General features: G+C 38.6%; 4 protein-coding genes. 3 read left to right on the top strand and 1 reads right to left on the bottom strand.

The genetic code is table 11. The annotated features are described in order from the left end of the window. The 3 genes from A5N85_RS13600 to A5N85_RS13590 all read left to right on the top strand — a co-directional run. Window positions 1-303 (top strand): ABC transporter permease (locus tag A5N85_RS13600; protein WP_169818687.1); only part of this gene is annotated, 303 nt, incomplete at its 5' end. A 2-nt stretch (window positions 304-305) separates the two neighbouring features. Continuing rightward, window positions 306-857: a D-glycero-alpha-D-manno-heptose-1,7-bisphosphate 7-phosphatase gene (locus A5N85_RS13595; protein WP_072577628.1), complete on the top strand. Its 552-nt coding sequence runs from the start codon at window positions 306-308 to the stop codon at window positions 855-857. Continuing rightward, a complete protein-coding gene (locus A5N85_RS13590) occupies window positions 842-1,591 on the top strand; it encodes a lysophospholipid acyltransferase family protein (protein WP_072577627.1) in 750 nt (249 codons plus the stop codon). The genes A5N85_RS13595 and A5N85_RS13590 overlap by 16 nt, the downstream gene beginning before the upstream one ends. A gap of 221 nt (window positions 1,592-1,812) precedes the next feature. Here the strand turns inward: A5N85_RS13590 and A5N85_RS17090 are convergent, their stop codons facing one another. Beyond that, window positions 1,813-1,965 (bottom strand): transposase, encoded by a 153-nt coding sequence (locus A5N85_RS17090; RefSeq protein WP_143143333.1) that lies wholly within the window; start codon window positions 1,963-1,965, stop codon window positions 1,813-1,815. Window positions 1,966-1,971: the final 6 nt, after the last annotated feature.

Genomic DNA, 1,971 nt, shown 5'->3' with positions numbered 1-1,971 from the left:
GGCTTTATCAACGCTTGCTATGCACGCAGCTTTGATGATGTTGCACTTGTACCAACTTTTATTTTGACACCATTAATCTATCTAGGTGGCGTTTTTTATTCCATTTCCATGTTACCTGAATTCTGGCAACAAGTTTCTAAACTCAACCCTATTCTTTATATGGTCAATGGTTTCCGATTTGGCTTTTTAGGTATTAGTGATGTTTCTGTCATTGGTGCCATTTTATTTTTAACCTTATTGTCTGCGGCATTGATTGTTTGGGCGCTTTGGTTAATGAACACCTCTGGCAAACTCAGAAAATAACAATGCTTGACCTTTCTAAACGCCTAGTACTGCTTGATAGAGACGGAGTATTAAATGAAGATTTAGGTGACTACGTTACTTCTATAGACGAACTCATCCTTATCCCTTCAGCCCTTCGCGCGCTTGCTCAACTCACAGATGCGAATATCCGCATTGGTATTTGTACCAACCAAGCAGGCATCGCTCGCGGTCGATACAGCAGAGAAACACTAGCTCATATTCATAAACACTTATGTGATGAAGTCAAAAAAAAAGGTGGACATATTCATCATATTATTTTTTGCGATACTTATGATAGTAATGACCCTAGACGAAAGCCTAATCCCGGCATGCTAATAGAGCAAGCCAACTACTTTCAAGTTGATTTATCTGGTATTCCTTTTGTGGGCGATAGCTATACAGATATACTAGCCGCTAGAGCGGCAGACGCTCAACCAGTATTGGTGCAAACCGGAAAAGGAAAACAAACCTTTTCAACCTATCAAAAAACATTAACAGACGTTTTAATCTATCCAACCTTAGAAGAGGCTGTGAAACAATGGCTAACATCATAAGAATTTTCCGTACACTATCATTTTATCTCTTATGGACAGTAGCGACACTTTTTTGGGCATTACTCATCATAGCAATGATTATTTTGCCCTATCGAATTCGTCACCGAATCTCAACGGGTTGGGGAGATACAACTGTTTGGTTACTCAGATTAGCAGGTGGCGTGAAATGGCAAGTTCACGGACTAGAAAATTTACCTAACCAACCTTGTGTATTAGCACTCAATCACCAATCCACTTGGGAAACCGTATTTGGTCCCTTAATTCGACGAGATCAAGTATGGGTATTAAAAAGAGAGCTGCTATGGATTCCTTTCTTCGGTTGGGCGATGGCATTGTTACGCCCTATTGCTATTAACCGCAATAATCGCAAACAAGCTATGCAACAGGTGATTGAGCAAGGGCATCAACGCATTTCTAATGGATTTTCTGTCGTGATGTTTCCTGAAGGTCATCGATTTTCCCCCGATGCCCCTCTACATTTTAAGCAAGGCGCTGCAAGGTTAGCTGAAAGTCTTTCTATTCCTATCGTGCCGATTGCGCATAATGCAGGACAATTTTGGCCACGCCGCGGTTGGATACACAGCGGAACCATTCAAGTCATCATTGGAAAACCCCTATACGTTCCACAAGGCAAAGTCGCCGAAGTGAATACCACCATCGAAGCTTGGGTAAGAGAAACTCGTGATAAAATTGTTGCTCAAGAAAATCAACAAAGACAACTACCGACTACTTAATTTCCAAAATAAACTATAAAAATCATAATATCACTTGAAATATCAGCACAATTTATAAAATATTCAGAATCATATCTTTCAATAAAAAACATATACTATAAAAACAATATTTATTTTTAAATGCTAGAAAATATATGAAAGATACTAAGATTTATCAAAAAAATATTCTTTCCATCTTATTTGATAAACAAGCGCAACAAAACATTACCTATATAGTGCAATCATCTAAAGCCCAACCCAATCCAAAGCAGATAAAAGCATAAAGTATCAATACAATCCATCCGCCATTCTTTGCGTATTTGCTTAATCCAAGCCCACATCTTTTCAATAGGATTTAAGTCTGGACTATAAGGGGGTAACCAAACTATGCTCATSACCAT

This window comes from Suttonella ornithocola (assembly GCF_001889065.1).
Classification (GTDB): domain Bacteria; phylum Pseudomonadota; class Gammaproteobacteria; order Cardiobacteriales; family Cardiobacteriaceae; genus Suttonella_A; species Suttonella_A ornithocola.
This window is presented reverse-complemented; position numbering and strand designations above follow the sequence as displayed.